Below are 8,272 nucleotides of genomic sequence, written 5' to 3' on the forward strand. Positions count from 1 at the left end.
TTTTTCACTCGCCGTTAGGCAGGAAAGCAAAGTTTTATAGAAACTTTGGCTTTCGCCAATTCAGTGTTAAGACTGGTTTAGAGCTGTCAATTCCTTATGCTCCCACGCTTTGCTCGTCCGCTACCATTGACAGCAAACAGTTAGTTTTTTTGAATCTTAACAAGAACTTATCTGCTATGTTCGTTTTTTAGGGCCTTATTTTTCGTTTCTAGCAATTTTAAGACTATTCATATATATTTATACCAAAACAAAAATAAAAAGCCCTCAGCAGGCTCTTAGAGGGCTAAATAACGAAGCCTGGACGATTATTAATATCTTCTTGCCTTTTTTGCAAAAAATAAGTATCAAGGGAATCATACAGATTCCTTTTGATCTCGCCAGGTTCATTGACAAAAGCTTCAAACAATTCTTGAATATCAACTTGCCAAGGATCAGCAAGCATTTCATCAATTGGCTTTAATACTTTCTTTTCGTCAATCTTAATGACTCCTAACATCAAAATAATGCTTTCAGTTTAAATTCACAGATCTTATAGCACCGTTATTCAAAATTTATTACCAAGCTTATAAAGATTATCTGCACAAAGCAATTAAAAAATTTTGGCTTAAAACAGTGGGATCTGCAACACTTTTTAAATATTTAAACCATAACAATCTTAGTTAGGTGCAAACATAAATTGAATTAAAAATACAGTCAATTCAACAACGGCAAAAACAGATTTTATAGTTATCAGTAAACCGAGTGAAACGAGGTCAATGCGCACTTACACCCTTGACAAGTGTCAAGGGTAGATTTAATCCCCATCGATGGGTATTATTTGTATTAGAAGGCTAGCGCCAACTATAAAAAACCTAGAGTAAACCCTCAAAAACCTAGAGCTGAATATCAAGATTGATCAATCACATTACGAAGGATCCAATGACTATAAGCAAGACGAGCACCAGGAGTTATCACCCAGGGGTGATTAATTTCAAAAATTTGAATTTCAGTTGCTAAGTAAAGTGGCGTCTTACCATGATTAAAAGCAAAAACGGGTTGCGGAAAATCAGGCTTATTAGCAACTTGATGAACACTTTGACGAGAGTTCATCTGCCAACGAATTTTTAAGTCTTCACGCGACAATAATTGCGGTAATTGTGTTTTTTCAATTTGAGCTTGTTGTTGCAACTTTTGTGTAAAGGCTTGTTTAGTCTTGTTTTGATGCCAATCATCAAAAAGATCATACTTGTTGGTTTCAAAATCTAAATCCATAAAGCCAGCCTCCTAACCAAAATCAATTTGATCCAGCATCGTTTCGGTACTGGCCTGGTCTAAACCTAAATAAGCTAAAGTCATCGCCTCACTGGAATGATTGAGCAGATTCATGACTAAGCCAATATTATAATTTGATTGCGTGTAGACTCGATAAGCCCCGGTTTTGCGCATCGTATGAGTACCCAGATAATTAATTCCTAACAGATCGCCAACCTTACTCATAATTTTGTAGAACTGTTTTTCCGTGATATGGCGCTCGGGGTGTTGAATGGAAGGAAAGAGCCACTCAGAGGCTAGTCTATGATTAAGTAGCCATTGACGGTACAATAAGAGCTCTGTTTGAACTGGTTTAAGATACAAGATATTAGGCTTACCCGTTTTTCGGTCGTGAATGAACGCATTTTGTTTAATAGAACCGTCCGGATTAAAAATATCGGTTTGTTTTAAGCGCATGACATCACTCACTCGCAGTAGCGTAGCTTTGCCAACTTGAAAAACTGTATAGTTACGCCGGCCAGCTTTAAAGTTATTGAGTAAAGTATCTTGAACATCATTAAGTACATTTGAATCTTTGATTGGTAGGACAATTTGTTGCATATAAAAATCACCTCGTTGGTGGAGACGTAATCCCTTGGTACAAGCGGAAATATGAATTTCACACTTCCGCTTGTACCAAGGATTTGTGTAATAACATATTTGTTTGCTTTTTGATAGCCAATAAGCTATCATGTGAATATGAAAAAAATGGAATTTGACTATTATGACTGGAATGAATTTAAACAATTTTTGGATCAATTACCTGATAAAGACGCTGCCAAATTAATTGCGACCATTCAAAATATTGAAAATAACGGTCTAATCATCGCAGAACGTCAATTATGGGTCAAAAAGCTAGAAAACAATCTCTATGAGATTCGTTCTAAGAGAGCTTCAAATATTCAGAGAGCTATCTATTTCCAAGTACAAGGATCTCAGTACTTAATCACCAATGCATTCACAAAGAAAACGCAAAAAACACCAGAAAGTGAAAAGAAAATTGCTCGGAATCGACGCAGCAAGTATTTTAACAAGGAGGACCAACAATGAGTAAAATTGACGCATATGTTACTGAAAGAAGTAAAAACAATCCTGATTTTGCAAAACTCGTTGAACAAGAAAACATCAATTTAGAGGTAGCAGTTAAAGTCCGTGATCTCCGTGAAAATATGGGTATGAGTCAACGTGCATTTGCTAGTCTAATTGGTAAACCACAATCAACCATTGCTAGAATTGAAAATGGATCAATGAATGCTTCGACTAGGGTATTGTCTGAGATTGCGCAGGCAACTAATCAGCGATTAACCATTCAATTTATGCCGGTAATATAATTAAAAACTACCAATGCTAAGGAGTTAGAAATAATGGATTCAGGTAAGCAATCATTAAATAATAATAAAATGTTAGAAGCAATCACAAATAATGATTTTCGCTCACTCTTAAAATTAGTCGTTGAAAATCCAGTTGCACATGTTAACAGATCTGAATATTTAGCAAAAGTATTTAAAGTAACAGAATCAGATATTATCAATGGGCACTTAGATATTTCCTTAAAAGAAAGAAAAAAAGTTGCACAAAAACAAATTACAGCAACGGTAAGAAATACTACTGTTATTTCTTTTCTTACTGGAATTCCCGGGGGAATTGCAATAGCAGGGACAATACCTGGCGATATTATTCAAAACATGGTTTACTCCATCAGATTGGCTCAACAATTAGCCTATATATATGATTTTGATGATTTGATCGAAGAAGATGGAAAAATTCAAACAAATGGATTGTTATTATTTTTAGGAACAATGGCTGGAGTAAATGGATCAGCTTCTTTGTTGCGGGTGTCAAGTTCTAATGCTATAAAGTATGCTTCTAAACAAATATTAGGGAAACCTTTAATGAAAACTTTGTGGTACCCATTATTAAAAAAAATAACTAGTATAGTTGCTAGCAAAACACTAACCAAAAAGGGACTAGCCTCTGGAATTGCGAAAATTGTTCCAGTCGTTGGTGGGGTTACTTCGGGAAGTATAACTATGATTGGAATGGAAATGTCAGCTAAGAAACTAAATTCAGAGTTATTAAGGGGATTTGAACAGAATTATTCAGAAAGAGATTATGAAAAAGATATAAAAATTATTGAAGCAGAAATAATATAAATAGGGTCCTTATCAAGGGACTATAAATTGTATAAACACATAAATAACCCCCAATATCTACATTATAGATATTAGGGGTTATTCTTTCAATGTTTTTGAGGGGCTATTTGTTAATTATAGACCCTGAATGATTTTTAACTAAAAATGGCAATAAGTATTTTGGTATTATTTGAAAAATTGAATTTCAATTATGTCTTAACAATAATAGAGCACCCATAATTACTATGAAGATTGGTAAGTAGGACATCAAAAATATGGGTCTCATCATACAACACAAAAAAGATTCTCCGGATCTAATGGGCTGCATTGAAAAATCAATATCTTTTTCATCTTTTTTCCTTACAACATCATAAAGATTTCGGAAATATCTTTCCTCTCTTAGATAAAAAGTATCGCTAACCCAAAACATTAAGCAAAAAAAGAGACATAATAACAAAATTAAGTAGCTCATAGATTTATTGATATTAGCTAAATACACAGTTATTAATCCACCAAGTATCGTCAATGACCACCCTTTTATAAGAAATGAATTAGATGACATACGATTAATAACGTCTTCAATCATTTGAATATGCAAACGCTTATTTTCACCGTTTTTCACGTATATATCCTCCAAAATATAAATTAGCCTATTAGGGCTTCCTGCACATATTATAGTCAGCAATGCTATTTCTTAAAGAGATAGCTCTGTCTAAGCAGCCATCAACATCTAATATAAAATCTTTCCACTCGATAGCAGTAATATATGAGCTATTACCAAAATAGACAGTTTTTCCATAAATCTCTTTAATATCAGGATTTTTCTGATTAAACATGTTTTTAGCTATTACTTGAAAAGTTTTATCTGTATGTATTGTTCTTACTGTCTTTTCTTTTGGATTATCTTGTTCTTCATAAGTCCAATGAGTTATAAAATATTCATAACTATTAAGTTCATCAGGAAGAACAACTGCAATAATAGCGTTGGGTAAACTCCTTGTTGTTATTCTTGTTTGTGTACGTAAAGAATAAGCAATTTCCCATGGAATCCATTGATCTTTTTCAGGCTTGAAGCGTTCAACCATATTAGGGGAAATCAAAACTAAAGTAACTGACGAGTCCCATATTTTTTCCTTTAATTTTGTACGTATAGTTTCATCTTTAAATACGCTTAGATCTTGGTCATCATTTTCGGCCTTGTTTAAATCATCGCCACTAAATTTAGTAGTTTGCAGGTAATCAACATAATCCCTAACGGTATTTTTATAGTATCCACTTAGTGATGCTACATTACTATCTTTGTATTTGTATGAAACAAAAACTTTGTATCCCAATACAATTTCCCCCAATTTAATAACGACCGTTTTATAATCTATGAGAATATAATAGATCTAACGGTTTACGGTTACCCTTATTTTGTATAGAACTCCACTGGCGTTTCCAATTCACTAAATCATCTCTCGTTATTTTTAATAATTTGGTGAGTTCTTGAGTTACATCATGCTGGAAAGGTGGGAGTTCATTAGAACTCTTATTGATATAATCAGATTGTCTAATTTCTGTCTCTAATAGTAGTCTTTCTGGTACTTTTTTATTTATAAGCCTAGTAGTTTGAAGCTCATCATATATCCATGGAGAATTAGTCTTATTTTTAATAGTGTTAACAACACTAATAGAATTTTCTGTGTTTAAGAAAATAATACATTCACAAGAATCAATCATGTCATGCAATGCTGATGACAATATCAAATTTACTTGGCTAGTTGAATAGTTTCGCTTGTCATAGTCATAAGTTATCATGCCATTTTTTTTATTTTTAGACAAAACACAATAATTATCATCAATCTTTTTAAGAAGATCATTTGAGTATCCCCAAACGGTTGAATCTATAAAGGCATCAATATCAAACTCATTTTTTAACCAACACGCTATTCTCTTAGCAATCAACACATCATTGTGAGAGTGTGATATGAAAACATCATAATTGTTTTCTGGAAACCAATTATTTTTTAATTTAGTTACGTCTATTATTCCAGTTTCATCTTTCAAATCTATATTAGAGCTAACTCTATCCAATAAATTTGAACGAAGTTTACGTAAACCTGATGAATACAATTCAAGATCTTGAGAAGAAATGTCCATAAAATCCATTTTATCTGCACGATTTAAAGTTAAGTTAAAACCCTTATACAAAATATATACCCCTCTCTTTTATCACTAATATGATTTATTCAGTTAATTAACTATATAAAATTTTTGCTAATATAAGAAATCTTTACCAAAAGTGCCACCAGTTTTTATTGCGCTTATTTTTATACATGTCCTCTTCTGGAGAATTGTTTTGTCGTTTCTGAGATGACTTAGAAGTTTCAAGTAAGCCATTTATTTTTTGAATATGGGCTTTTAGCTCTCTATTTTCTGCTACAGTTGTTAATTGAAGTTGTTGTTGCTGATCTATCAGTTTTATTAGATGATCTATTTGTTGGTCTTTGGTAGCAAGCTGTTTGTCACGTTGAGACTTTAAATCTGCTACTTCTCTTCTTAGAGTAGCGATTAGCTCATTATTTTCTTCGCTAGTCTTTGTCTCTTTTTTGCTACCTGTTTGTTGGTTCTTTGCTACCAAAGGCTTTGCTACTTTGTCTCTGATAATCCTTTCAGCTTTAGGGCTAATCATGTTTGTACCCTGACTATCTTTTTGCCGATTCTTTGCTGGTAGTCTTTGGTAATGATATTGAATAGTCTGTTTGGAGACATTCAATTGATCAGCAAGTTCTCTAATAGTTTTAGGCATGTTTTCCAAACCCCTTTCGGAGTTCAGCAAGCATTTCTTGTCTTGTCTGATCTCTTATTGTTTTATCATGCTCAATCTGTCGTTCGGCTAAAATCTGTTTTTCAGTTGAGCCTAGTGGTAGGCCTTTAACTTTATCGGTAGCACGCCATTTTTCTTGTTCTGTTAATTCACCATTATTCTGGATATTAAAAAGTTTTTGACGCTCATCTTGGAACTTACCTTGAGAAAAGTCGTTTGCGTCTTTTCTTTCAGGCTTCCAAGTAAAAGTATAACCAATCACTGGTTTCCCACGACCTTTACCATATTTTTTTCGTATAGTTAGGCCTCTAAACAAAGGGGTTAGTTCTTCCTTAATTGGGCGAATAACCCTAGATTCAACGTTCGCAGGCTTACTCCAATAGCTTTGTGGAATATCTAGTAGTTCAAAGAAATCATTTTTAGAAAAATAAGCATAACCAGTGGTTCGGAATTGTTTAAGAATACGAAAAGTTGTTTTTGCGTAACTACTCTTTAAATCTCGGAACTCTGTCAAAGCATAACGAACCCAACTTTCGAGATTATTTAGAAGTTTCAACGCTTTGGGATAAATTTGAATATCAACATAAGGAACGTCTGCAGATCCCTTAATTTCAAATCGAGTGAACATGACAAACATCTCTCTATCAAGACCATCTTTACTTCGAGAGCCAAATCTAAGACCTAGTATTTTTTGATATGTACTTTGTATGTCATCAATAAACCGATTATTTGCGGTTGGCTTATAGGCACTTAACTCTTTTAACTGATCAAAGGTAAATCTAACAGTATCATCACCTTTATCACGCATTCTAGAAACTACAGAAAAGAACAAATTCATTTCTACAGGAGTAAACCTTCGCAAGGGGATTGTATTTAATTCAGGGTCATATTTGACTAATTCATTGCTCATAAAATAACCTCCTTGAATAATACTACCTTATTTGAATACAGGAGTAAATAAATGTAGTCGATAAACAGACAAAATGTAGTCGATAAACAGACAAAATGTAGTCGATAAACAGACAAAATGTAGTCGATAAACAGACAAAATGTAGTCGATAAACTTCTGTACGCCTTGGGGGAGTAAGGCGCAATAGGGGTCTAAAAGAGGTTTAAAAGAGGTTTATAAAAGAGGTATAAAAGAGGCACCGCTGTACAAGATCAAAATCTAAAACAAAAATACAAAGGAGTGAGCCAAAAACCGGCTCACATTAAATTCCAGTCGCTATGCTCCTTGCGCCTCACTTCGTTCGTTGCCTAAAAAGGTGTGGCAAGCCACATTAATTCGGGCGCTGACGCCCCGAACCCCGTCCAAGCTGAGCCAGCTTAACCGCTTTTTCACTCGCCGTTAGGCAGGAAAGCAAAGTTTTATAGAAACTTTGGCTTTCGCCAATTCAGTGTTAAGACTGGTTTAGAGCTGTCAATTCCTTATGCTCCCACGCTTTGCTCGTCCGCTACCATTGACAGCAAACAGTTAGTTTTTTTGAATCTTAACAAGAACTTATCTGCTATGTTCGTTTTTTAGGGCCTTATTTTTCGTTTCTAGCAATTTTAAGACTATTCATATATATTTATACCAAAACAAAAATAAAAAGCCCTCAGCAGGCTCTTAGAGGGCTAAATAACGAAGCCTGGACGATTATTAATATCTTCTTGCCTTTTTTGCAAAAAATAAGTATCAAGGGAATCATACAGATTCCTTTTGATCTCGCCAGGTTCATTGACAAAAGCTTCAAACAATTCTTGAATATCAACTTGCCAAGGATCAGCAAGCATTTCATCAATTGGCTTTAATACTTTCTTTTCGTCAATCTTAATGACTCCTAACATCAAAATAATGCTTTCAGTTTAAATTCACAGATCTTATAGCACCGTTATTCAAAATTTATTACCAAGCTTATAAAGATTATCTGCACAAAGCAATTAAAAAATTTTGGCTTAAAACAGTGGGATCTGCAACACTTTTTAAATATTTAAACCATAACAATCTTAGTTAGGTGCAAACATAAATTGAATTAAAAATACAGTCAATTCAACAACG

General features: G+C 33.8%; 12 protein-coding genes. 3 read left to right on the forward strand and 9 right to left on the reverse strand.

What is annotated here, in order from left to right:
* Nucleotides 1-283 precede the first annotated feature (283 nt).
* From LKACC16343_RS13905 to LKACC16343_RS13915, 3 genes are all read right to left on the reverse strand, one after another.
* On the reverse strand, nt 284-496 hold the full coding sequence (locus LKACC16343_RS13905; RefSeq protein ID WP_087721311.1) for a hypothetical protein: 213 nt from the start codon (nt 494-496) through the stop codon (nt 284-286).
* A gap of 389 nt (nt 497-885) precedes the next feature.
* A complete protein-coding gene (locus LKACC16343_RS13910; protein ID WP_056950798.1) occupies nt 886-1,251 on the reverse strand; it encodes a hypothetical protein in 366 nt (121 codons plus the stop codon).
* 12 nt (nt 1,252-1,263) lie between these two features.
* On the reverse strand, nt 1,264-1,851 hold the full coding sequence (locus tag LKACC16343_RS13915; protein ID WP_056950795.1) for a site-specific integrase: 588 nt from the start codon (nt 1,849-1,851) through the stop codon (nt 1,264-1,266).
* Between the two features lie 138 nt (nt 1,852-1,989).
* Between LKACC16343_RS13915 and LKACC16343_RS13920 the strand changes: the two genes are divergently transcribed.
* The 3 genes from LKACC16343_RS13920 to LKACC16343_RS13930 are packed head-to-tail and all read left to right on the forward strand — an operon-like array spanning nt 1,990 to nt 3,443.
* Nucleotides 1,990-2,340: a type II toxin-antitoxin system RelE/ParE family toxin gene (locus LKACC16343_RS13920; RefSeq protein WP_011117005.1), complete on the forward strand. Its 351-nt coding sequence runs from the start codon at nt 1,990-1,992 to the stop codon at nt 2,338-2,340.
* Nucleotides 2,337-2,621 carry a helix-turn-helix domain-containing protein gene (locus LKACC16343_RS13925; protein ID WP_010015131.1) on the forward strand — a complete coding sequence of 95 codons (285 nt, stop codon included), beginning with the start codon at nt 2,337-2,339 and terminating at the stop codon, nt 2,619-2,621. The genes LKACC16343_RS13920 and LKACC16343_RS13925 overlap by 4 nt, the downstream gene beginning before the upstream one ends.
* 33 nt (nt 2,622-2,654) lie before the next feature.
* Nucleotides 2,655-3,443 carry a hypothetical protein gene (locus LKACC16343_RS13930; protein WP_056950792.1) on the forward strand — a complete coding sequence of 263 codons (789 nt, stop codon included), beginning with the start codon at nt 2,655-2,657 and terminating at the stop codon, nt 3,441-3,443.
* 184 nt (nt 3,444-3,627) lie between these two features.
* Here LKACC16343_RS13930 and LKACC16343_RS13935 read toward each other — a convergent pair whose 3' ends face one another.
* The 6 genes from LKACC16343_RS13935 to LKACC16343_RS13960 all read right to left on the reverse strand — a co-directional run bounded on the left by LKACC16343_RS13935 (nt 3,628) and on the right by LKACC16343_RS13960 (nt 8,061).
* Complete coding sequence (locus LKACC16343_RS13935) at nt 3,628-4,044, reverse strand: hypothetical protein (RefSeq protein ID WP_056950789.1); 417 nt, start codon at nt 4,042-4,044, stop codon at nt 3,628-3,630.
* A 31-nt stretch (nt 4,045-4,075) separates the two neighbouring features.
* Entirely contained in the window at nt 4,076-4,756 is a 681-nt protein-coding gene (locus LKACC16343_RS13940) for a TIR domain-containing protein (protein WP_056950787.1), read from the reverse strand.
* A 31-nt stretch (nt 4,757-4,787) separates the two neighbouring features.
* Nucleotides 4,788-5,615, reverse strand: a complete 828-nt coding sequence (locus LKACC16343_RS13945) for a hypothetical protein (protein WP_056950784.1) — start codon at nt 5,613-5,615, stop codon at nt 4,788-4,790.
* Between the two features lie 82 nt (nt 5,616-5,697).
* Complete coding sequence (locus LKACC16343_RS13950) at nt 5,698-6,213, reverse strand: DUF536 domain-containing protein (RefSeq protein ID WP_056950781.1); 516 nt, start codon at nt 6,211-6,213, stop codon at nt 5,698-5,700.
* A complete protein-coding gene (locus tag LKACC16343_RS13955) occupies nt 6,206-7,141 on the reverse strand; it encodes a replication initiation protein (protein WP_003690715.1) in 936 nt (311 codons plus the stop codon). Before LKACC16343_RS13955 ends, LKACC16343_RS13950 begins: the two co-directional genes overlap by 8 nt.
* Nucleotides 7,142-7,848: 707 nt before the next feature.
* Nucleotides 7,849-8,061, reverse strand: a complete 213-nt coding sequence (locus LKACC16343_RS13960; protein ID WP_087721311.1) for a hypothetical protein — start codon at nt 8,059-8,061, stop codon at nt 7,849-7,851.
* Nucleotides 8,062-8,272: the final 211 nt, after the last annotated feature.

Origin of the sequence: Companilactobacillus bobalius, from assembly GCF_002179915.1 — a bacterium.
Classification (GTDB): Bacteria; Bacillota; Bacilli; order Lactobacillales; family Lactobacillaceae; genus Companilactobacillus; species Companilactobacillus bobalius.